Annotated in this window: 22 protein-coding genes and 1 tRNA gene; 10 read left to right on the top strand and 13 right to left on the bottom strand. The window is 57.8% G+C overall.

Features of this window, described 5'->3' with window-relative positions; genetic code table 11:
* The first annotated feature begins 21 nt into the window (after positions 1 to 21).
* From RBB82_RS06340 to RBB82_RS06320, 5 genes are all read left to right on the top strand, one after another.
* Positions 22 to 1,035 (top strand): hypothetical protein, encoded by a 1,014-nt coding sequence (locus RBB82_RS06340; protein ID WP_433974268.1) that lies wholly within the window; start codon positions 22 to 24, stop codon positions 1,033 to 1,035.
* Positions 1,036 to 1,459: 424 nt separating this feature from the next.
* Positions 1,460 to 2,473, top strand: a complete 1,014-nt coding sequence (locus tag RBB82_RS06335; protein ID WP_433974267.1) for a hypothetical protein — start codon at positions 1,460 to 1,462, stop codon at positions 2,471 to 2,473.
* Between the two features lie 207 nt (positions 2,474 to 2,680).
* A complete protein-coding gene (locus RBB82_RS06330) occupies positions 2,681 to 3,058 on the top strand; it encodes a hypothetical protein (protein ID WP_433974266.1) in 378 nt (125 codons plus the stop codon).
* A 95-nt stretch (positions 3,059 to 3,153) separates the two neighbouring features.
* Positions 3,154 to 4,272 carry a hypothetical protein gene (locus RBB82_RS06325; RefSeq protein WP_433974265.1) on the top strand — a complete coding sequence of 373 codons (1,119 nt, stop codon included), beginning with the start codon at positions 3,154 to 3,156 and terminating at the stop codon, positions 4,270 to 4,272.
* Positions 4,273 to 4,342: 70 nt separating this feature from the next.
* Positions 4,343 to 4,525: a hypothetical protein gene (locus RBB82_RS06320; RefSeq protein WP_433974264.1), complete on the top strand. Its 183-nt coding sequence runs from the start codon at positions 4,343 to 4,345 to the stop codon at positions 4,523 to 4,525.
* 550 nt (positions 4,526 to 5,075) lie between these two features.
* Here the strand turns inward: RBB82_RS06320 and RBB82_RS06315 are convergent.
* Positions 5,076 to 5,152: transfer RNA gene (locus RBB82_RS06315), tRNA-Arg, on the bottom strand.
* 134 nt (positions 5,153 to 5,286) lie between these two features.
* Here RBB82_RS06315 and RBB82_RS06310 point away from each other — a divergent pair.
* Positions 5,287 to 5,844, top strand: a complete 558-nt coding sequence (locus RBB82_RS06310; protein ID WP_433974263.1) for a DUF2911 domain-containing protein — start codon at positions 5,287 to 5,289, stop codon at positions 5,842 to 5,844.
* Positions 5,845 to 5,847: 3 nt separating this feature from the next.
* On the opposite strand, the gene RBB82_RS06305 is transcribed toward RBB82_RS06310, so the two are convergent.
* The 9 genes from RBB82_RS06305 to RBB82_RS06265 all read right to left on the bottom strand — a co-directional run bounded on the left by RBB82_RS06305 (position 5,848) and on the right by RBB82_RS06265 (position 14,219).
* Positions 5,848 to 6,129 carry a hypothetical protein gene (locus RBB82_RS06305; protein ID WP_433974262.1) on the bottom strand — a complete coding sequence of 94 codons (282 nt, stop codon included), beginning with the start codon at positions 6,127 to 6,129 and terminating at the stop codon, positions 5,848 to 5,850.
* Position 6,130: 1 nt separating this feature from the next.
* Entirely contained in the window at positions 6,131 to 7,678 is a 1,548-nt protein-coding gene (gene gcvPB / locus RBB82_RS06300; RefSeq protein WP_433974261.1) for an aminomethyl-transferring glycine dehydrogenase subunit GcvPB, read from the bottom strand.
* A 94-nt stretch (positions 7,679 to 7,772) separates the two neighbouring features.
* Positions 7,773 to 8,117: a hypothetical protein gene (locus RBB82_RS06295; protein ID WP_433974260.1), complete on the bottom strand. Its 345-nt coding sequence runs from the start codon at positions 8,115 to 8,117 to the stop codon at positions 7,773 to 7,775.
* A 2-nt stretch (positions 8,118 to 8,119) separates the two neighbouring features.
* Positions 8,120 to 9,457 carry an aminomethyl-transferring glycine dehydrogenase subunit GcvPA gene (gene gcvPA, locus RBB82_RS06290; RefSeq protein WP_433974259.1) on the bottom strand — a complete coding sequence of 446 codons (1,338 nt, stop codon included), beginning with the start codon at positions 9,455 to 9,457 and terminating at the stop codon, positions 8,120 to 8,122.
* A gap of 4 nt (positions 9,458 to 9,461) precedes the next feature.
* On the bottom strand, positions 9,462 to 9,851 hold the full coding sequence (gene gcvH / locus RBB82_RS06285; RefSeq protein ID WP_433974258.1) for a glycine cleavage system protein GcvH: 390 nt from the start codon (positions 9,849 to 9,851) through the stop codon (positions 9,462 to 9,464).
* A 47-nt stretch (positions 9,852 to 9,898) separates the two neighbouring features.
* Entirely contained in the window at positions 9,899 to 11,035 is a 1,137-nt protein-coding gene (gcvT, locus tag RBB82_RS06280) for a glycine cleavage system aminomethyltransferase GcvT (protein ID WP_433974257.1), read from the bottom strand.
* A 169-nt stretch (positions 11,036 to 11,204) separates the two neighbouring features.
* Positions 11,205 to 11,741 (bottom strand): hypothetical protein, encoded by a 537-nt coding sequence (locus tag RBB82_RS06275; RefSeq protein ID WP_433974256.1) that lies wholly within the window; start codon positions 11,739 to 11,741, stop codon positions 11,205 to 11,207.
* A 227-nt stretch (positions 11,742 to 11,968) separates the two neighbouring features.
* Entirely contained in the window at positions 11,969 to 13,600 is a 1,632-nt protein-coding gene (locus tag RBB82_RS06270) for an acyl-CoA mutase large subunit family protein (RefSeq protein WP_433974255.1), read from the bottom strand.
* A 31-nt stretch (positions 13,601 to 13,631) separates the two neighbouring features.
* Positions 13,632 to 14,219, bottom strand: coding sequence for a hypothetical protein (locus RBB82_RS06265; protein WP_433974254.1), 588 nt, complete (start codon positions 14,217 to 14,219; stop codon positions 13,632 to 13,634).
* Between the two features lie 394 nt (positions 14,220 to 14,613).
* Here RBB82_RS06265 and RBB82_RS06260 point away from each other — a divergent pair, with 394 nt between their 5' ends.
* Both RBB82_RS06260 and glgC read left to right on the top strand, forming a co-directional pair.
* Complete coding sequence (locus RBB82_RS06260; protein WP_433974253.1) at positions 14,614 to 14,919, top strand: hypothetical protein; 306 nt, start codon at positions 14,614 to 14,616, stop codon at positions 14,917 to 14,919.
* 199 nt (positions 14,920 to 15,118) lie between these two features.
* Complete coding sequence (gene glgC / locus RBB82_RS06255) at positions 15,119 to 16,381, top strand: glucose-1-phosphate adenylyltransferase (protein ID WP_433974252.1); 1,263 nt, start codon at positions 15,119 to 15,121, stop codon at positions 16,379 to 16,381.
* Between the two features lie 91 nt (positions 16,382 to 16,472).
* Here the strand turns inward: glgC and RBB82_RS06250 are convergent, their stop codons facing one another.
* Positions 16,473 to 17,291: a hypothetical protein gene (locus tag RBB82_RS06250; protein ID WP_433974251.1), complete on the bottom strand. Its 819-nt coding sequence runs from the start codon at positions 17,289 to 17,291 to the stop codon at positions 16,473 to 16,475.
* 119 nt (positions 17,292 to 17,410) lie between these two features.
* On the opposite strand from RBB82_RS06250, the gene RBB82_RS06245 reads away from it, so the two are divergent.
* Together RBB82_RS06245 and RBB82_RS06240 are read left to right on the top strand one after the other, a co-directional pair.
* Positions 17,411 to 17,623, top strand: a complete 213-nt coding sequence (locus RBB82_RS06245; RefSeq protein ID WP_433974250.1) for a Sec-independent protein translocase subunit TatA/TatB — start codon at positions 17,411 to 17,413, stop codon at positions 17,621 to 17,623.
* 61 nt (positions 17,624 to 17,684) lie between these two features.
* On the top strand, positions 17,685 to 18,491 hold the full coding sequence (locus RBB82_RS06240) for a PPK2 family polyphosphate kinase (RefSeq protein WP_433974249.1): 807 nt from the start codon (positions 17,685 to 17,687) through the stop codon (positions 18,489 to 18,491).
* On the opposite strand, the gene RBB82_RS06235 is transcribed toward RBB82_RS06240, so the two are convergent.
* Together RBB82_RS06235 and RBB82_RS06230 are read right to left on the bottom strand one after the other, a co-directional pair.
* A complete protein-coding gene (locus RBB82_RS06235; RefSeq protein ID WP_433974248.1) occupies positions 18,488 to 18,889 on the bottom strand; it encodes a hypothetical protein in 402 nt (133 codons plus the stop codon). The genes RBB82_RS06240 and RBB82_RS06235 overlap by 4 nt on opposite strands.
* A 315-nt stretch (positions 18,890 to 19,204) precedes the next feature.
* Positions 19,205 to 20,095, bottom strand: a complete 891-nt coding sequence (locus tag RBB82_RS06230; protein ID WP_433974247.1) for an EamA family transporter — start codon at positions 20,093 to 20,095, stop codon at positions 19,205 to 19,207.
* Between the last annotated feature and the right edge of the window lie 6 nt (positions 20,096 to 20,101).

The raw sequence follows: 20,101 nt of genomic DNA, 5'->3' as shown, positions 1-20,101 counted from the left end.
TCTGCAACGTGGAGTTGAATAATGAATCGTAGATGTTTCGTCGCCACTCTTCTTGTCGCAACGCTTGGCATCCCCAAAACAGCGTTCTCGTGGGGCGTTCGTGCCCATGCGGTCATCGACCGTACTGCCGTGGATACTCTACCGGCTGATGGTCCCGTGTTCCTCAAGAAGTATGTCGATTACATTGCCGGATCGGCCAGCATCCCCGATACATGGCGGCAGGCTTCCGATCCCTTCTCGAAGATAGAGGAAGACCCCAACCACGGCTGGTTCCGCGAACAGTTTTCATTCATGAAGGAGATCCCACGATCTCGTTACGAGTTCGTGTTGGAGCTCGACCGCGAATATCTCCGTATCGAAAAGGCTGACCCAGAAAATGCGCGGCGCATGAATGTTCGCTGGACCGGGACACTGCCGTTTGCCGCTGCCGAGGTGTATGGCCACCTTGTCGCGGACATGCGCTACGTGCGCAAAGCCCGTGCCGAGGGCAAAGATACTTCCTTTCTGGAGCAGACCTGTGCCTTCTATGTAGCTTGGATGGGGCACTACATTGGTGATGGGTCGCAGCCGCTGCACGACACGATTCATCACGATGGCTGGCAGGGAGCTGACCCGAAGGGATACACCCGTGACCCCAAAATTCACGGTCGATTCGAGTCGCAGTATGTGGATGCCATCGCTCTGACTGAAGAGGATATTGCTGGTCGCATCGGACAGCCAGGGCACCTGACCGGCGATGTATTCGACTCGATCCTGGGTCATCTGGACGAGGCCGGAAGCAACGTCGAAGCGATCTACAAACTCGATAAGCGGAACGCCTTCGCCGATGTTCACGATCAGGAGGCAAGGGAGATGGTCTACAGCCGCACGGCGGCAGGTGCACGCATGTTAAGAGATCTTGTCTACCGTGCCTGGCTCGAGAGCGCTCTTCCTGTAACCCCAGGCACTCCAAACCCTGTTGATCAAAACAATCCTCGTTATAACCCGCAGACAGGCTCCGCGCCGGCTGCGAAATCGGCCGAGGTGATCAAGTAAACGCATTCGCCATCGCGGTATTAGAACGACATACGGAGAGCACAAAACAGTAGACGCTCATTCGCACACGAGCATCCTTTCACATATGTAACCAAGGCAGTGATATTCGAGCCGTCTGGTTCGGAGTCACTGTTTCCGTTGCGCTGTGACAGGTGCTGTAAAGGCCGGCTCGAGGCCCAATACTTTAATACAAAACGAGTTTGAGCCGTGGCATCCTTTGGCCTCTACGCCAACCAAGGTACTGAGAGAAAGGCAACCGCGTGATCTCCGTGCAGTCCTCAAGCGATCGCAGGAGGACACGGTCTTTCGTTCGCTCATCTTCTTCCGATGGATGCCGATAGGTAAGGCGTACACACTCTCGCCTTGAGTGCGAAACTTCGGTGGCATAAAGCGGGCATAAATACCCGTTGGAAGGAAATGTTCGATGCAAAAAAAGTTCACGCGCGGGGGCAGAGTTCTGTGCCTTGCCTGTCTTCTTGTTTGTTCCAAGGCGTTTGTCGAGGCACAGTCCAGCACGAAGTCGACCAGCCCACCCGCAAAGAGCCCTCCAGCTAAAGCCCCCGCCGCAACTGGAACCAACGGCACGGTAGGCGGCACCAAGCCGGGCACCGCCCCTGCCGTGCCAAAGCCCACTTTTCCCTGGTCTCATCCGAAGCCCGCTGCTGTACCGAACGCAGCCGCGCACCCTGCCGCCGAACCCAAGCACCCCGCCGCCGAACCCGCGCGGGCAGCGTCACCGGCGATGGACGCACATGCCGGAGGAATCAATCAGCGGCCATTACCGACAGGCCACGTCATTGTGCGGCCGGATGGGAATCGGATTCTCAGCTCCGCCGGTGGAAGGAACTACCTCGTTCGTTCGAATGGCAGCGTAGCAGTCTATGCACGAGGCGAAACGCGGGCCACCTTCGCGGAGAACGGAGGCTTTCGCTCCCTCCACACTGCGAATATGGACATCCACCACGGACTCCGCGGCGATGTTCAGATTGCGTCCGTCCGTCCTGACGGTGCCCGGGTTGTGAGCTACGGCGCACATAGCGGCTACCTGGAACGACCGATGGGCGCTGGTCGGGTGCAGCGAACGTATCTTGAGGGAGGTGTCTCCCATTCACGTGTCTACCGTACGTATACCTATCGTGGTGTGGTGATGCACGAATATGTGGCGCCCGTTCGCTATGCACCAGCGTTTTATGGTTGGGCGGCGACACCGTGGCCCGCTCCTGTCACCTACGCATGGGGGTGGAGCGGCCAACCCTGGTATGTCTCCGGTGGGGCCATGTTTACTCCTTACCCGGTCTACTCCGGCGCCTCACTCTGGCTGACCGACTATCTTCTGGCGGCGAACCTGCAGGCGGCCTATGCGCAGCAAGGAGCTGCAGCCGCCGCTGTTCCGTTGGCCAATGGAGCGGATGCAGCGCTGGCCTCCTCTGCTCCTTAGTCCGTTGGTGCGCAGGCTGACACGCCGCTCTCTCCAGAGTTCAAACATCTGATTGAAGAGGAGGTCGCGCACCAGGTTGCCGCAGAACAGGCGGCGTCCTCTCCTTCAGCCACTCAAACTCCGGTTCCGCCCTCGCTGGATCCCTCTTTCCGCGTCTTCCTTGTCGGGGACACGCCGCTTCAGGTCGATAGCGCCGGAGGCCCCTGCATGCTGACACGCGGCGATATCCTCTATCTCGCGCAACCTGTTCCGGACCAGGCTATCGAGGGAACTCTGTTGGTCACCAGCAGCAAGCGGTCCGACTGCGCGGGGAACACTCAGGTCAAGGTCTCCATCGCCGATCTTCAGGAGATGCAGAACGACTTCGCTGCAAACGTCGATGGAGGGTTCGATGTGATTGCCGGTCAGCAAGGAACCCAGGGAATTCCGCCGGCTCCAGGGGCTGTACCGCAGCCGTCGGATGCGCCGCTGTCGAAGGGGTCCGATGCCGCCGCGCTCGACGCTGTTATTACGCAACAGAGGCAGGATGCGGTTCAGACGGAGAGCCAGGTCCAGCAGGAGGCGCTGGCGAATAGTCCCAGCTAGTCACCAGCGCTGATGCCGTCGAGCCGAAGATCGCAGGGGATCTTCGGCTCGGGTCCTGCCGTATGCACTGATCTGTCACGAGAAGAGGTTTTTATATGCCAGTCCTATCGTCGATGCGGGGCTCTGCCCAGGTCTTCGCACTCCTTGTCCTTATCGTCGTTTTCGCTGCCATTGGTAGTCTTCTGTTCGCGACGCACTTTGTCACAGGGACCATCACATATGTTGTAGACAGTCTCGCCGCTCGCTCGGGTCTCAGTCCTTTCCTCGTTCGCGCGGTCGTGATCGTCTCCACGATTCCGTTTTTCTGGGCTGTGGCCAGGTTTACCCGCAATGTTCTAGGCCTGCTCAACCTCGGATGGAGTCCGCTATCACTGTACTCGAACATCTACGGAATCATCATCGTTCTGTATATCGCCGTTTTTTTCTTCGCGATGTATTGGTCATCTAAGGACGCGTACGCCTATAAGTACTGCGCGGATACGCCCGAAGGGATCTTCGTCTCGGATGGCACAGCGAAGGATCCGGTCTACGGCGTCGAATCGAAGCCCTGCAGCCTCCTGCAGATCAAGGAACTTCGCAATGGAAAGGGAAATCTGCAGGCTCCCGTTGAGATTCGAATCCTGGAGGCGGACCACTATCCATGGTTCGACGGAGTGACCGGTAGACCACGCGTCTGGTTTGCTCTCGACCCCCATGGAACCTATCGCTTCTACGATCATCCGGGCAACGATCCGCACTCGGGCCAGCCACTTGAAGCCATTCGGCAGGACATCATCGAGCGCCTGAAACAGACGGAGGCTGCTGAGCTGGCTGGGAAGAAGCAAACCTCCGACGCGCAGACTGCCGCAGCAAAGGACGAGGAGAGGCGGCAGCTCGCAGCCGCGGCCGGGCAAAAGGAGAGGGCCAGCCTTCAGGCGTACATCGACGACGCCCAGCTTCTCTTTGATCGCGGCGACTTCAAGGGCGCGAAGAAGACTTGCGATGACGTGTTGGCTCGCAAGCCGTCGGAGATAGCCTGCATGACAATCCGGCAACATGCGTCCGTGAAGCTGGCACGTCAGCTCGTTGAGCAGGGGCGGTTGGAGTTCCAGAGGGGGCAATTTGACGAAGCTCTCTGGAGCGCAGAGAGCGCCGTGGCGTTGGATCCCGGTAGCGTAAATGCGACGAAGCTCAGGGATCTGGCTTCGAGCGTCAAATCTCGCTCGGTGAACTGACCCTTCCGTTACCGGTTTATCCGGCACGGCATGCATCCGCAAAAAAAATTGGAAGCAGAAGAGAGGATAGATGGAAACCTACGGAATATTCGTTATCGTTGCCATTCTTTGCGGGATCGTATCGGCTGCAATCGCCAACTCGAAGGGACGTTCGCCTGTCCTGTGGTTCTTTCTGGGGGCGCTGTTCAATGTATTCATTCTGGTCGGCATGGGCCTGTTGTTTACACGAAAGACGGCTACGGTCCGGCGGTAGCGCGGCGGAATCATCAGGGGAGATTCATCATTGATGATTGACATGCTCTCACTCAGTGCGGGGGGACCTATGCCATCCTGCGCAAGATGAAACCCATCGGACAGATCCAAGCCGCGGTTACGCCACCCAGGCGCTCGATCTGACTCTCGGCCTTGGATACGTCGAACGGTTGTTGGCCAACTCTCATGTCGCGAAATATCTTGCGAAGCACCACGCTGAGCTCTTGAACGAGTTCACTAAGTTGCTTCGAGAAAAAGCCGAAGAAATGTCCCGCACCATCACCCGTCCGGCCGGGAGGCCGCCAAGCCGCGATATCGTGAACGAAGAGGTCGCCAAGTTGGCATGAAGGATCCAGGCCGAACATTCAGATCACTGTTGAAACAATCCTTGATCGGAGCGCATTAAGAAGCAGCGAAAAAATACTCTGTGAATCGGTTGGTTCTTGCATCGGCCACGACCTCCAGAACCTGAACTGATCTTCAGCCTCAGGTATAGATTGCCTAGAAGTCCAAGGCCCGGGCCAGTTGGAGTCATTTTTATATGGAAATGATGGTGCGCCCGAGAAGATTCGAACTTCTGACCTACAGCTTCGGAGGCTGCCGCTCTATCCAGCTGAGCTACGGGCGCATACCTCTAGCCTAGCACGATCGCACGGGTTGACAGCCTGCGCTGCCTCAGTTCAGCATCACACCAGTAGCACCCAGAGCCGTCTAAAACATTCAAACGCAACACGAATAGCACCGAGAAAGAGAGACTCGCGCATGTTCCTTCGCACCCTGGCAACCGCTGCCTGTTGTACCCTACTGGCCACCGCAACCTTCGCCGCAACGAGCCCTGAACCGCAGATGGATAAGCCCGCCGGGCAGGCTCTACCCAGCCCCGCAGCCGTCGCCGACGTCACGCTAGCCGGCAAGGCCATCAAGATCACCTATAACTCCCCCTCCATGCGCGGCCGCAAGATCATGGGCGGCCTGGTCCCCTATGGCGAGGTCTGGCGCACCGGCGCAAACCCCGCGACCACACTCATCACTGTTGCTAACCTCAAGATTGGCACCCTCGACGTACCCGCCGGCACCTACACCCTCTACACCCTGCCCAGCGCCAGCCAATGGTTCCTCATCGTCAACAAGCAGACCGGCCAGTGGGGCACCGTCTACAAACAGGACATGGATCTAGGACGCACGCCTATGCAGGGCAAAACCCTGTCCGCGCCGCAGGAGAAGATGTCCATCAGCTTTGAAAACACCAGCGGTAACACTACCCAGCTTCACATCAAATGGGAGACTACGGACGAGTACGTGACCGTCAAAGCCGAGTAGCCCTCACTGCCTGGCGTTTTTCTCTAACTCCAGGCGGTCCAGCCGCAACCGCTCCATCACCGAGGCCACCAGCTCCTTGGCCCCATTGATGTTCGCCAGCACAGCCTGCAGATCGAGCGCCGGAACCTTCGGGTTCCGTGCGCTCGAGCAGTAAACACCATGCTGCCCCACCAGAATCAGTGCATCTGTCAAAACATCGAGCGTCACCGCCAGCCGTCCGCGAGCTTCACCCATCATGAACTCGTGTTTTTCAAGTTCTTCTCGCCGATCATCCAGGACGGACACGCTACCACTCCTTCTCGACCGTATCGACCAGCACTGGATGTGGAGCAACCGGGCCCTTCCAACGCAGAATCGGCTTTCGGGCCGCCGTCGTCTCATCGAGACGCTGCAGCCGCGTCGAATGCGGCGCTGTCTGCACCAGCTCAGGATTCTCCTCTGCCTCGCGTGCAATCTGCTTCAGCGCATCGATCAGAAGGTCCAGCTCCTCACGGCTCTCACTCTCCGTCGGTTCGATCATCATCGCGCCCTGCACCACCAGCGGGAACGAGACCGTGTAGGCGTGGAAGCCATAGTCGATCAGGCGCTTGCCCATATCGCCCGTCTTCACGCCGTTCTTCGCCTGCAGCTTGTCCGAGAACACAACCTCATGCAGCGACTGCGTCTTGTACGGCAGCTCAAACGTTCCCTCAAGCTTCGCGCGAATGTAGTTCGCATTCAACACAGCATCTTCAGTAGTCTGCCGCAACCCATCCGGCCCATTTGCCAGAACGTAAGCCAGCGCCCGAACGAACATGCCGAAGTTGCCATAGAACATGCGCACGCGCCCAACGCTCTGTGGCCGGTTGTAGTCCATCGACAGCGAACCGTCTGGACGAGTCACGACAAGTGGCGCAGGCAGAAACGGCTCCAGAATCTTCTTGCAAGCCACCGGCCCCGATCCCGGCCCGCCTCCGCCATGCGGAGTTGAGAACGTCTTATGCAGATTCAAGTGCATGACATCGACACCGAAATCGCCTGGCCGCGCCTTGCCCACCAGCGCATTCATATTCGCGCCGTCCATGTACAACAGCGCGCCCTTCGCATGCAGAATATCCGCGATCTTCTTGATGTCCGACTCGAACACTCCAATGGTCGAAGGATTGGTCAGCATCAACGCCGCCGTGTCCTCATCCACCATCCTCTCGAGCTCATCAAGATCCACCATGCCGTGCGCGTTTGACTTCAGGTTTGCAACTTCATACCCGCAAACTGCCGCCGTCGCGGGGTTGGTCCCATGCGCCGAGTCGGGAATCAAAATCTTCTTCCGTGCGTTGCCATGAGACTCGTGAAACGCACGAATCATCAGGATGCCCGTGAACTCTCCGTGCGCACCCGCCGCTGGCTGCAGCGTGGTCGCGTCCATTCCGGTGATCTCAACGAGCACGTCCTTCATCATCTTGATGATCGTCAAACAGCCCTGCGACAGCGACTCCGGCTGATACGGATGAGCCTCAGCGATGCCTTCCAGTCGCGCCACAGCTTCATTCACACGCGGGTTGTACTTCATCGTGCAGCTTCCCAGCGGATACATCCCCAGATCGATCGCATAGTTCCAAGTCGAAAGCCGCGTGAAGTGACGGATGATCTCAATCTCGCTCAACTCCGGCATCACACCCAGGTCCGTTCGCAACTCGGAGCCGAGCATCGCAACCGCGTCGACCGCAGGTACATCCAGCTCCGCCAGCCGATAAGCCTTCTTCCCAGGCGAAGACTTTTCAAACATCAAATCTTCGTTCTGGTTCGTATGCGTCGTCGCCTTCTTCGGCGTCCCTACAAACTTTTCGTCAGCCATCTATCCCTCACTACTAAAAACCTTGTCATTCTGAGCGGAGCGAAGAACCCCCGCATTTTGCTTGTCGCGCCCAAAGGTCAAAAGACTGGAAACTCTAAAACTCCTCCGCATACACTGTGCTGCCGGTCTCCGAGTAACTCCCCGACTCCGGCCCATCCACATCTTCTTCCCGCAAAGAAAGCCCAAACACAGTGCCGTTCTCAAACTCAATCGTCAGCGCATCGCCCTCTTCGAGCGATGCTTGCACAACCTTTTCACTAAGCTGCGCGCACAACGCATTCCGATACTCCGGCTCCCCATAAGCAAGTGAAAATCCAGGGAACAACACATGCGGCCACGCATAGAACGTCAGCAGAGGAGTTTCAAATCGAAGCTGCAAAAAATCCTCAACGAATTCAACCGCCTTCAACTCCTCACCGATGATTGCCGAAACATCCATCGCTACGCCTTCTTGCCTGCAAGCTCTGCTGCGACAGCATCCATCTGCTTCCGCGTCGTCAGCTCAGTTGCACACCACAAGGTTGCATTCGACCCAAGCTCCGGATACCACTTCGCCAGCGACAATCCGCCAATAATCTTTGCCTTGAGCAGCGCAGCATTCGTTTCCTCTGCGCTCTTCGGCAGCTGCAGGACAAACTCATTGAATCGAGGCGCACCCTCAAACAGCACCTTGCCAGTCATTCCCAACACGCTCTTCAGGTAAGCTGCTTTGGCCAGATTGTGCTCCGCCAACTCCTTCATGCCCTGCTTGCCATAGACGGTAAGAAAGATCGTCGTCATCATCGCGACCAACGCCTGGTTCGTGCAGATATTCGACGTCGCCTTCTCGCGCCGAATGTGCTGTTCGCGCGTCGACATCGTCAGCACAAACCCGCGCTTGCCGTCTTTATCCTTTGTCTCGCCGATCAGCCTTCCCGGCATCTGCCGCAAAAACTTCTCCTTGCACGCAATCACGCCGCAGTAAGGTCCGCCGTAGCTGAGAGCCACGCCATACGACTGCGCCTCCAACGAAACAATGTCTGCCTCGACCGGAGCCTTCACAATCCCCAGCGATACAGCCTCTGCAATCGAAACGACCAGCAGTGCGCCCTTCGCATGAGCGATCTCGGCAATCGCCTCAACATCCTCAATCGTCCCGAAGAAATTCGGCGACTGAATCAGCACGCAAGCCGTGTTTTCGCTAATCGCTGCGTCAAGCGCAGCTAGATCCACGCGACCATTCTCCGCGTACGCAACTTCGGTCGTCGGAATCTCCTGGTGCTGCGCATACGTCGCAATCACCTCGCGATACTCCGGGTGCACCGTCCGCGCAATCACCGCGCCATCGCGACCCGTTACGCGCACCGCCATCATGATCGCCTCTGCCGCACCGGTCGAGCCGTCATACATCGACGCGTTCGCGATCTCCATCCCCGTCAACTCGCAGATCATCGTCTGAAACTCGAACATCGCCTGCAGCGTACCCTGCGAGATCTCCGGTTGATACGGCGTATAGCTGGTTAAAAACTCGCCGCGCTGTACGAGCGAGTCGATGATCACCGGCCGATAGTGCCGATACACCCCCGCACCCAGAAAACTCGAATAACCAACCGCATTCTTCTCCGCAAACTCGCGAAAGCGATCCAGAATCTCAGACTCTGCATGCTGCCGTGGAATCGCGAGGTCGCGCTTCAGTTGAAACTCTTGAGGAATCGTAGAAAACAGATCGTCGATCGACGCCACGCCGATCTCGGCAAGCATCTCCTCGCGATCTACGGGGGACTTCGGCAAATAGCGCATTCTTTTAGTGTCCGGTCTCTTCGCTGGTAAATTTCTCGTAGTCCGCTGCGGTCAAAAGTCCATCGACCTGCTTCGCATCCGAAAGCTCAACCTTCAGCAGCCAGGTCGTATTCGCATCAGAGTTAATCTTCTCAGGCGCATCCTTCAAATCCTCATTGATCGCCGTCACCTTGCCCGAAACCGGAGCAAAAAGATCCGACACAGCCTTCACCGACTCGACCGAACCGAAGCTCTTGCTCGCCTCAACCGCATCGCCAACCTTCGGCAGGTCGACGAACACAATATCGCCCAGCGAGTTCTGCGCATAGTCCGTTATGCCGATCGTGCCAATGTTGCCATCAACCTTGATCCACTCGTGTTCCTTCGTATAGCGGTAATCCGCAGGGTAAGCCATTCGTTCTTCTCCAGAGGTAATTGGTAACTCAATTGTAGATGCTGCGGCTAGGTTGATTTCTTCGGTCTTTTGTAGAAGGGAAGTGGCACGACCTTTGCCTTCACCATCTGGCCGCGAATCTCCACAGCAACTTCAGTATCGAGTGCCGCTGAATCCACAGGCACATAAGCCAAGGCAATATTCTTCTTCAAAAATGGCGAAGGCGATCCGCTGGTGATCTCGCCAAGCCGTTTTCCATCAACCGAAAACACGGTATAACCATCCCGCCCGATCCCACGTTCAATCATCTCGAGGCCCACCAGCTTCCGCCCCGGTCCGCCACCAGCCTGAATCTCCAGCAGCGCCGCGCGCCCAACAAACTCCGGCTTGTCGAGTTTCGCATACCGCCCCAGCCCAGCCTCAAACACATTGATCGTGTCCGAGATCTCATGCCCATATAGTGCCATCCCGGCCTCAAGCCGCAGCGTATTACGCGCCCCAAGCCCGCACGCCAGAATCCCAAACTCAGCACCTGCCGCCAGCACCTCACCCCACACCCGCGCGCTAGTGGGTTCATCGGACGGAATATAAATCTCGAAGCCATCCTCGCCGGTATAGCCCGTCCGAGCGATCATCACGTTGTGCAGCCCGCACACCTGGCCCCACGTAAACCAGTAGTTCTTGATTGTGCTCAAATCCGTCGAAGTCAGCTTCTGAAGCGTCTCCGCGGCCCTCGGCCCCTGTATCGCAAGCTGCGTGTAGTAGTCGCTGAAGTCATTCACGTGCACACCCGGCATGTGACCAATCTGCTTCCGCACCCACTGAACGTCTTTCTCACGAGTCCCCGCGTTGATGACGATCAGGTAGTCGTTGTCCGAGAGCTTATGCACGACGACGTCATCGACAAACGTGCCATTCGGATACAGCATCGCCGAATACTGCGCCTGCCCGACGGCCAGCTTCGAAGCATCGTTCATGCACAGGTGCTGCACCGCGGCCAACGAGCCGGGCCCGCGCAACTGAATATCGCCCATGTGTGACACATCGAACAAGCCAACAGCAGTCCTGACGGCCATATGCTCCGCAATCAGTCCACAGCAGTCGACCGGCATATCCCACCCGCCGAAGTCGACCATCTTGGACTTGGCCGCCCTGTGTACCGCGTTCAATGCTGTCTTGCGTAGTTCGGTTGTCGTCTCTGCCATAGCGATACTTCCTTGTCTTCTCGTGTGAATCCTGCCCTAAAACGATAGCACCCACGGGGCATTTCCAACCAATTGTGAATTCACGCGAAATCGACCTGCTCACCTTCAGCGCTTCAATTTGTTGCTTTAGCGCATATAGGAAGTATCGGGTGGCAGTCCAAATCCATCCTCAATGCATTGCGTTTGGCAGCGACTTTGTAAGCCTTCCCGCATCCAGCACCAGGTTCGACAGCGCCTCGTCGAAGTTGTGATCATGCGTCTTTTGCTTCTCCGCCGGTGCAATCGACTCCGTCAGAGCCCAAAGAACGTAGTGCGTCGGCCTGTCATAGATCACCAGCCGAAACATCGGCAAAGGATCCGAGGCACCCTTCGACTTATCCGCGTTCGACGGCCCATTCGGAGCGGAAAGCTGCAACTCGAACACGAGATCAGCCTCACCTGGAGTCGCAACTAACTCATACCGCCCCCAGCTTGAGACATTGGCATAGAACTCGTTATAAGCCCGATCTGGATCGCCGCTGAACGGGTGAGGGAACAGCCCGCTATCCGCGCCTGCGTTCGAGATAAAGACCTTCTTCGCGCTCAGAAGCGACGACGGCACCGGCGCCGAAGCAGGAGTAACCGGCTCCTGGCCAACTGCAAAAACTCCAGACAGAAGCGCAACTAAAACGAAACCACGAATCAAACCAAAGCGGATCATCTTCATGTCCTCTCATGACGCGGCAGCCATCGTCGCGGAAACAGCGTCCGCGCAATCATGAGACGCATCAAGAATTACAAATGTTTCGAGGTTTCAGATGCGCCGCTTCACTGAAGCCTGGAGCAGAATGCCGGCAAGACGCAGGTGCCCGATATCTCGATTTTGAGATGTGGGCATCGCGCAAAGCGCGAACGCTCCCGCCCCATCTCTGACTCGCGATACCGCAGGTTCAGCTAAACCGTAACGGTCTCCCGGTACTCTCCAAAGACCCTCCGCATTACATCCGCAATCTCCCCCACGGTAGCGTGGCTCTCTACGGCATGGAGTATCTGCGGCATCAAATTATTCCCGCCCCGCGCCGCGTCCTCGACCCTCCGCAACGCAGACGCATGCGTTTCCTTGTCTCGCCGCAAACGCATCGCACGCACTCGCTCGACCTGCCGACCCTCCAGCGCCTCGTCGATCCTTTGAATCGGTACAGCAACCTCCTGCTCACTGGCGAACTCATTCACCCCAACGACAATCGCTTCGTTCGCATCCACATTCCGCTGATAATCGTAGGCAGCATTCTGTATCTCCCGCTGCACATATCCCCGCTCAATTGCGCGCAACATCCCGTACTTACCACCGAGATCGAAGCGGGCAATCGTCGCCATATACTCCTCCGCGCGCTGCTCGATCTCATTCGTCAGCGACTCAACATAAAACGATCCCGCCAGTGGATCGACCGTCTGCGCTGCGCCACTCTCATGCGCCAGAATCTGCTGCGTCCGCAGTGCAATCCGCGCTGCATTCTCCGTAGGCAACGACAGCGCCTCATCGAATCCATTCGTATGCAGACTCTGCGTACCACCCAGCACCGCGGCCAATGCCTGCAACGTCGTCCGCACAATATTGTTCTCCGGCTGCTGCGCCGTCAGGGTCGAGCCCGCCGTCTGCGTGTGAAATCGCAGCATCCAGCTACGCTCTTTCTTCGCGCCAAAGTGCTCTCGCATGATCCGTGCCCACATCCTCCGCGCTGCACGAAACTTCGCGACCTCCTCCAGCAGGTTGTTGTGCGAGTTGAAGAAAAAACTCAGCCGCGGCGCAAACGCATCCACGCCCAAACCCGCGTCAATCGCGGCCTGCACGTACGTCATGCCATCGGCCAGCGTAAACGCCACCTCCTGCACCGCCGTGCATCCTGCCTCGCGCATGTGGTATCCGGAGATCGAGATCGTATTCCACTCCGGCACCTCGACTGCCGCCCAGGCAAAGATATCCGTCACCAGTCGCATCGCGTGCGTCACCGGGTAGATGTACGTCCCGCGCGCGATGTACTCCTTCAAAATATCGTTCTGTATCGTGCCATTCAGCTTGCGTGGATTCGCGCCCGTCCGCTTCGCCACTGCCACATACAGCGCCAGCAGAATCGATGCCGTGGCATTGATCGTCATCGAAGTCGAGATCGTATCCAGCGCAATTCCGTCGAACAACCGCTGCATATCTTCGATCGAATCAATCGCGACTCCAACCTTCCCCACCTCACCCAGCGCCAACGGCGAATCCGAGTCATAACCAATCTGCGTCGGCAGATCGAACGCAACACTCAGCCCCTTCGTCCCATGCGCCAGCAAAAACTTATAACGCTTATTCGACTCCTCGGCATCGCCCATGCCCGCATACTGGCGCATCGTCCACAGCCGGCCGCGATACATCGTCGGTTGAATCCCGCGCGTGAACGGATACTCCCCCGGCTGACCAACGTTGGCGGCGGCATCGAAGCCGTTGAGATCCTCAGCCCGGTACACAAGCTCCACGGGAATTCCGGAGCTGGTCTTAGTCGTCTTAGCTTGTTGCGAATTAGTTTTAGTCTGCTCTGACATGCCGCTCAAGTGTACCCGCCGGCACGGACAACTAGCTCCGTTTGCCTCTGCGGTTCGCCTTCACGAAGCTGCTGACGCAAAAATATCCAAACACCACCGCCATCACTACCGACAGAAGCAGATGCATATGCGGGTCATGGTTCGTGGCCGTCTCGTGCAGGTCCCCACGCATCTTCCACGCGGTGCTCCCTGCAAACACAGCAAAGATCCCAAAGAAAACCCCTGTCAACTCCAGCCACAACTGGCCCGACAGCTTTACGAACGGCCCCCACACCGCCTCGCCAAAGCGCTTTCCGCCGCGCTTCACGCCCCTTCCGGTCTGCACCACCTGCGCCGCGGTCCGAGCAGCCTGCTGGCTCAGTCGACCACCCGAAGCCTCCACCTTGCGCTCACCCGATGCCGCCCTCCCGTCTTGATTCGAAGTCGTCCCAGCACTCTTCGCCGCAGACGGATTCGAAGCCGTCGCCGCGTCTACCGCCGCCGCCACCGTCTTAGCCGCCAGCCGAGTCCCAATCCCCAGCACTCGCCCAAACCGAACCGAATCCATACCCCAGAGTGTAGCCGTTCCCCCTCCGTCGGCGAAACACTCCGCACCGAAACCTGCAACACCTCGGGCCACACTGGCATCCAAGCCCAAGAATGAATCGTATTTCGAGATATCAAAGTCAAAAGAAATAAGGAGCTATGCGATGAAAAATGTTCTTTGGATGGTAGGAGGCTTATGTGCCGCGGCGGCTGGTTTTCTCGCCTTCGGACCCTCCCGAACCCAGCCTGTTGAGCTGCTGGCACATCGTCTGGAAACAGCGTGGGCCGACCATCATACTGTTGTGGAAACCACTTAGCTTCCCCGTCATGACCCACGAAGAAATGTCGTTGCAGCCATCGCAGCCATGGGCGTATTCTTAAAAGGTGATATCTCTGCAATACCCGCAATGCCGTTCCCGCCGGTCACCTTTGCCGGGAATACCCGATGCGTGGAAAGGTTCGAACGATAGGGCAGCCCGGAGGTGGCATTGAATCAAAAGGTCAAAAACCTGATACAGAAGCTTGGCGAAGCGATCCACGAGTCCGTCTCGGAGTCGGAGGATATAGCAGGCGTCGTCAAAAACATCCGCGAACAGGGTTTTGATGTCCTCCTCATGCTTGAGGCCACCATCGGGCTCAACGAGGTTGAGGCAGAAGCCGAAGAGGCAACCGAGGCTGCCGAGGAGGGCATTGACGGACCTTTCACTTCGAACGATCTATCATTCCTGAAATCGTTACGTATCAGCCTTACCGAAGACGACAGTACCGACATCCCGGACGCCACCGAAGCTTAGGCGCCGCACGATCCCTGGCGAGGCCCACGCTCCAATCGCTGGGCCTCGCCACCTCGTCTCTCTCCCGTTACATTCCAAAGTCAATCTCCGCATGGTAGACTCGCGTTTCCCTGTAACACGCGGGTTCGTTTGTGCATCTGACTGACGTGTCGGAAGATTAGCTTCCCAAAGAAGATAAGTCGGAGTCTGAGAGAGATATATGAGAGATACCCTTGGTGTTTTGCTCGCCGGCGGTGCAGGCGAACGGCTCTTTCCCCTTACCCGAGATCGCGCAAAGCCCGCCGTTCCCTTCGCCGGTCAATACCGCATCATCGACATCACGCTCTCTAACTGCATCAACTCCGACCTCCGCCACGTCTACATCCTCACCCAGTACAAGGCGCTCTCGCTCAATCGCCATATCCGCGAAGGCTGGGGTCCGGTCGTCGCCAACGAACTCGGCGAGTTCATCGAGATCCTCCCCCCCATGCAGCGCGTCTCCAAGTCCTGGTACCAGGGCACCGCCGACGCTGTTTATCAGAACATCTACTCCATCGGCTCCGAAGAGCCCAGGCATGTAATCATCCTCTCCGGCGACCACATCTATAAGATGAACTACTCCCTGATGTTGGAGCAGCACCGCGACTCAGGCGCCGACGTCACCCTGGCTACCCTCCCCGTCGCCCCTCACGAGGTTCCCTCCTTCGGCGTCGTCGAGATCGCCCGCAACGGAGAGGTCGTCGGCTTCGAGGAGAAGCCCAAAGAGACCAAGATCCGGTCGCCATTCAATCCCGACATGGTTGACGTGTCCATGGGCATCTACATCTTCAACACCGACATCCTCCTCCCTGAGCTCATCAAAGACGCCGAAGATCCCGACTCAAAACACGACTTTGGCCACAACATTCTGCCCAACATCCTCGGGCGCGTCAAAATGATGGCTTACAACTTCGTCGATGAGAACAAGCAGAAGGCCCTCTACTGGCGCGACGTCGGCACTCTCGAGGCCTACTACGAGGCCAACATGGACGTCGCCGGGGTCACCCCCATCTTCAACCTCTACGACAAGTCCTGGCCCATGCGCACCCGCCCCTACCAGTACCCACCCGCCAAGTTCGTCTTCGGCGAGCCAGGCCGCACCGGCATGGCCATCAACTCCATCGTCTGCTCCGGTTCCATCGTCTCCGGAGCCGTCGTACGCAACTCCGTCGTCTCGCAGGACGTCCGCGTCAACTCATACGCCGACGTCGACTCCAGCATCGTCTTTGCCCACGTCAACATCGGCCGCCACTGTCGCATCCGCCACGCCATCATCGACCGCGACGTTCACATCCCCGACGGCACCGTCATCGGCTACGACCCCAACGAAGATAAGAAGAACTACTTCGTCTCACAGAGCGGCCTCACCGTTGTCACTCGTGACTACTCCGTCTACGAGAACCCTGTCTCCCCGGAGTTCATGCAGCAAGGCAACACCTGGTAGGGCAGGGAAAGAGAACAAGGGATCCAATCAGAAATAGAGCGGGCCGCCCACATAGGCGGGCCGCTCTTTGCTTAACGATCGCGCTCTGGCCTTACCGCTTTCCAAACCGGTAGATTCCACCCAGCGAGATCCCGAAATACTCCCGCGTGTCGCTCCCGAAGTGTGTCAGCACCAGGTCTGGCGAAAGCCGTATCGCCACCTTCTTCGCCAGGTTGTAGTCGATACTGCCACCGAGGTAGGCAATCGGTTTGGTGCTATCCCGATACAGACCCGTTACCTCATAGAAGAACGGCTCATTCGGCTTTCGTGTGTCACTGAAGGTTCCGTGCGACACACCGCCGTACGCATGGTAGTTCACCGCGATGTACTGGTTCTTCGGACCGCGATACTCTGCGCCCAGCAGTCCCATGTTCATATAAACCAGTGGCCGGCTGATCTTGTAGAGGTCCGCCCCGGCAAATACCGGCGTCGTTCCCGCCTGACCGCGATACTGTATGCTCGCGCCAAGATGGTCGGTCAGCCAGTACGTCCCCTGCACAACTCCGCCGCCGAAGTTCATGAACTTCGGTAGGTTCTGCCCAGCCTTGAAGCTCATGTAGGTCAGCCCGACGTAGGTCTCCCAGCGGTTGTCGTACGTCACCGGGGCGGAGGGCCCAATCTTCGACGACGTAATGGTGGTCTTAGTCGGCGTCGTCGTAGTTGTGGTCTGTACTGTATTATCCTGCGCTCGTCCCTGGCTCGTGGTCGCCACCAACAGAATCATCGCCAAACGCATCGCCAACGTTCCCGTCAATGCGCGACTCTCCGTCCACCGCGCCCCCGTCTTCTTCCATCCCATCGTCTTCAATCGCAACATCCGTCTCCGCATCTCTTCCAGCATCTGTCTTCCGGCAGTTTCTTCAGTTACCAAGATATAACGTTCAGCGCACATCTGCCTTGTCCGTCGCTGCGTATCTAACGGTAGGCTGCTCCTGTGCGACAATAGTGGGTGCGCAGCCGGCACAGCGTCAGGCTGCAGGGAGAACCAGTATGGGCGAACTATTTACACCAACACACCTCATCGTCATCGCAATCGTCGTCCTCGTCCTGTTCGGCGGCAAGAAGCTGCCTGAGCTCGGAAAAGGCCTCGGCGAAGGCCTCCGCGGCTTCAAGGACGGTATGAAGGGCGTCACCGACGAGGTCAACAAGCCCGCCGAGACTTCGCACACCGTCACTCCCAAGCCGGAAGAGACAGCCAAGTAAGCTCACTTCAGCATCTGCTTTTCACCATGTAACCTAATCTCGTCTGCGCGGTCATCGCCTCATGAAGATCAAGTCGCCTTATCTCATCAAGCCGCACGCCAACGTACGGCTGGCGAAGAAATCAACATCCGACACCGGCGGTTACAAGTCCGAAGAGGCGGCCGCGACGACTCTGGTCAAACACCGGAAGCAGCTCGCAGATCTGCAGGACGTCTTCTACGCCAGCCAGACCAAAGCCCTGCTCATCGTCCTTCAGGGAATGGACACAGCAGGCAAAGACGGCACCATCAGCCACATCTTCTCCGGCATCAATCCTCAGGGCTGCGACGTCGCCTCCTTCAAAGTGCCCACGCCGCTTGAAGCCCGCCACGACTTTCTCTGGAGAGCCCACGCCCAGGTTCCCCCTCGCGGCATGATCAACATCTTCAACCGCTCCCACTACGAGGACGTACTCTCACCGCGTGTTCACAAGGTCATCTCTGCCAAAGTAGCGAGCCGCCATCTGGAGGACATCAATGAGTTCGAGAGCATGCTCTTTGACAACGACGTCCTCATCCTCAAGTTCTACCTGCACATCTCCCGCGACGAGCAGACCCGCCGCCTCCAGTCCCGCATCGACGACAAGCAAAAGCACTGGAAGCTCTCAGAGGCCGACCTCCACGAGCGCAAGTTCTGGCCTCAGTACATCGATGCCTACGACCACATCCTTTCAACCACCAGCCCCAAACACGCCCCGTGGTTCGTCATCTCCTCCGACAACAAGTGGTACCGCAACATCGCCATCTCCTCAGTCATCGTCGACCTGATGCAGAGCCTCAAGCTAAAATTCCCAGACCCCACCGTAGACGCCTCCTCCATCAAGCTCTAACCGCACACCGCACCGCAGGCGGCAGCACTGCCCACACTGCCTTTGCTCTTGCCATTGCCCGTTGAGTAGGCAGTTTCTTTTGCTTTTGCTTTTGCTTTTGCTGTTGCCGTTGCTGTTGCTGTTGCCGTTGCTGTTGCTGTTGCCGTTGCCGTTGTCGTTGTCGTTGCCGTTGCCGTTGCCGTTGTCGTTGTCGTTGCCGTTGTCGTTGTCGTTGCCGTTGCCTGTTCTTTTGTTGTCATCCCGTTAGGGATCTGCTTTTGTTCTTGTCGTTGTTCTTGTTCTTGTCGTTGCATCTGCCTGTTCTTTTGTTGCGATCCGCACGGATCTGCCTTTGCCTGCTCTTCTGTAAGCGCCAGCAAAAAGCCTGTCATTCTGAGCGCAGCGAAGAACCCCCGCATCTGCCGTTGTCTTTGTCGTTGTCGTTGCCTGTTCTTTTGTTGTCATCCCGTTAGGGATCTGCTTTTGTTCTTGCTTTGTTCTTGTTCTTATCGTTGCCGTTGCCTGTTCTTTTGTTGCGATCCGCACGGATCTGCCGTTGCCTGCTCTTCTGTAAGCGCCCAGCAAAAAGCCTGTCATTCTGAGCGCAGCGAAGAACCCCCGCATCTGCCGTTGCGGTTGTTCTTGTCGTTGTCTGTCCTTTTGTTGTCATCCCCGCAGGGGATCTGCTGTCGTCTTTGCCGTTATTCGTTCTTAGCAAGAACGCACAGCAAACCCTAAATCGTAATCATCACCACCGCGACCGCAGCGACAGCCATCCCGAGCCCCTGCCGCCGCGTAGGCCGCTCACTCAGAGTCCAGGCGGCCAGCAGAATCGTAGACGCCGGATACAGCGAAGCCAGCACCGCAGCCACATCAAGCCGCCCCGCACGAGTCGCCGCAATATAAAGCAGATTCCCCGAGCTATCGAGCAGCGCCGTAGCCAAAGCCCAAAGCACTACAGGTCGAGTCACCCGTGCTTGCACCGCACCCGCCTTACCGCGGAACGACATCCCTGCCAACATCAACGAGCACACCGTCAAGCTGCCCATTCTGCAAGTAACCAGCGGCCAGATCACGCCCGTCTTCGCCGCGGCCAGCTTCAGCGCCGTGAAGTAGATCCCAAAACCCACGCCGCCAATCACCGCAAGCCAGAAAGTCCCTCGATCCGCCGGTTTTGCCTCCGCATTCTCTCCTGCCGCAATCAACCAGATCGCCGCCCCGGCCACCACAAACCCAACCAGCCGCAACATCCCCGGCGATCCCTCCGCCTCAGCCGAAAACACCGCCGGTATCGCCGCTGCCAGCAGCCCGCTCAACGCCGCCGAAGCTCCCATCGCCCCCCGCGACAGCGCAATATAAAAACAAGCCAGCGAAATCCCCGCCGTAGCTCCCGCAACCAGCCCCCAGACCAGCGCAGCCCCATGCGGAAACGCATCTCCCCGCGACCATGCAATCAAAACCAGCACACTGAAGCTTGCACAATGGCTCAGCAGGATCACTCGCAGCGCTGCCCCCATCGAACCGCCGGCGTGCTTGACGCCCATGCCACCTGAAAAGTCGCCTCCGCCCCACAGCACCGCGGCAGCCAGCGCCATCAGCGCATTTCCGTGCAACAACATCTCCATTTAATT

The organism is Tunturiibacter lichenicola (assembly GCF_051013355.1).
Lineage (GTDB): Bacteria > Acidobacteriota > Terriglobia > Terriglobales > Acidobacteriaceae > Edaphobacter > Edaphobacter lichenicola_F.
Note: the sequence above shows the minus strand (reverse complement) of the source record. Positions and strands in the feature narration are given on the sequence as shown.

Bases quoted from the DNA above. Each gene is read 5' to 3' on its own strand.
- RBB82_RS06340 (WP_433974268.1), top strand. From the start codon at position 22: ATGAATCGTAGATGTTTCGTCGCCACTCTTCTTGTCGCAACGCTTGGC.
- RBB82_RS06335 (WP_433974267.1), top strand. From the start codon at position 1,460: ATGCAAAAAAAGTTCACGCGCGGGGGCAGAGTTCTGTGCCTTGCCTGT.
- RBB82_RS06330 (WP_433974266.1), top strand. From the start codon at position 2,681: ATGCTGACACGCGGCGATATCCTCTATCTCGCGCAACCTGTTCCGGAC.
- RBB82_RS06325 (WP_433974265.1), top strand. From the start codon at position 3,154: ATGCCAGTCCTATCGTCGATGCGGGGCTCTGCCCAGGTCTTCGCACTC.
- RBB82_RS06320 (WP_433974264.1), top strand. From the start codon at position 4,343: ATGGAAACCTACGGAATATTCGTTATCGTTGCCATTCTTTGCGGGATC.
- RBB82_RS06310 (WP_433974263.1), top strand. From the start codon at position 5,287: ATGTTCCTTCGCACCCTGGCAACCGCTGCCTGTTGTACCCTACTGGCC.
- gcvPB (WP_433974261.1), bottom strand. From the start codon at position 7,678: ATGGCTGACGAAAAGTTTGTAGGGACGCCGAAGAAGGCGACGACGCAT.
- RBB82_RS06295 (WP_433974260.1), bottom strand. From the start codon at position 8,117: ATGGATGTTTCGGCAATCATCGGTGAGGAGTTGAAGGCGGTTGAATTC.
- gcvPA (WP_433974259.1), bottom strand. From the start codon at position 9,457: ATGCGCTATTTGCCGAAGTCCCCCGTAGATCGCGAGGAGATGCTTGCC.
- gcvH (WP_433974258.1), bottom strand. From the start codon at position 9,851: ATGGCTTACCCTGCGGATTACCGCTATACGAAGGAACACGAGTGGATC.
- gcvT (WP_433974257.1), bottom strand. From the start codon at position 11,035: ATGGCAGAGACGACAACCGAACTACGCAAGACAGCATTGAACGCGGTA.
- RBB82_RS06275 (WP_433974256.1), bottom strand. From the start codon at position 11,741: ATGAAGATGATCCGCTTTGGTTTGATTCGTGGTTTCGTTTTAGTTGCG.
- RBB82_RS06270 (WP_433974255.1), bottom strand. From the start codon at position 13,600: ATGTCAGAGCAGACTAAAACTAATTCGCAACAAGCTAAGACGACTAAG.
- glgC (WP_433974252.1), top strand. From the start codon at position 15,119: ATGAGAGATACCCTTGGTGTTTTGCTCGCCGGCGGTGCAGGCGAACGG.
- RBB82_RS06245 (WP_433974250.1), top strand. From the start codon at position 17,411: ATGGGCGAACTATTTACACCAACACACCTCATCGTCATCGCAATCGTC.
- RBB82_RS06240 (WP_433974249.1), top strand. From the start codon at position 17,685: ATGAAGATCAAGTCGCCTTATCTCATCAAGCCGCACGCCAACGTACGG.
- RBB82_RS06235 (WP_433974248.1), bottom strand. From the start codon at position 18,889: ATGCGGGGGTTCTTCGCTGCGCTCAGAATGACAGGCTTTTTGCTGGCG.
- RBB82_RS06230 (WP_433974247.1), bottom strand. From the start codon at position 20,095: ATGGAGATGTTGTTGCACGGAAATGCGCTGATGGCGCTGGCTGCCGCG.